Genomic DNA, 497 nt, shown 5'->3' on the forward strand with positions numbered 1-497 from the left:
GTCATAGAGGGTCCCGGCGGCGATAGACGGCGAGCGCTCGCTCACAGATTCGACCGGCCAGACTGGCGGCGCCGGAGAGAATACGGCCCCTGTCTCAACAGTCGCCCGCGCATAGGGTCCGAACTCGACCTTGACCGCGCCGTCCGCACCCGGCCGCACGACGATCTCGACGCTGGTCGGCGGCGCGGCGGCCGTCCACTGGTCGAACCGAGCGTCCCGCACCGCGATCGCGTGACCGCCCGCGGCGTCGATCATGTGCTGGATCACTGTGGTGGCGGGGACGACGGGGAAGCGGTCGGTCACGTCCGGCCAGTCGTCGCGCTGTGCGAAGAAGCAGTGGTCGAGGAGATAGGGCATTGAGTCGGTACCCACTGCGAGCGTGATCCGCCGCTCGCCGGAAGCAGAAACAGAAGCCGAAGAAGAGGTGGAGGCAGAAGAGGAAGCGGCCTGCCGAGCAGCCAACACAGCCCCAGTACTCGCCGCCGTCTCACGCAGCA

General features: G+C 68.0%; 1 protein-coding gene. It reads right to left on the bottom strand.

The features are described from left to right. On the bottom strand, window positions 1–462 hold a 462-nt coding region (locus GWK61_RS55185), incomplete at its 3' end, for a hypothetical protein (RefSeq protein ID WP_194922373.1). Window positions 463–497 lie beyond the last annotated feature (35 nt).

Source organism: Catenulispora rubra (genome assembly GCF_015356825.1).
In the GTDB taxonomy this organism is placed as follows: Bacteria; Actinomycetota; Actinomycetes; order Streptomycetales; family Catenulisporaceae; genus Catenulispora; species Catenulispora rubra.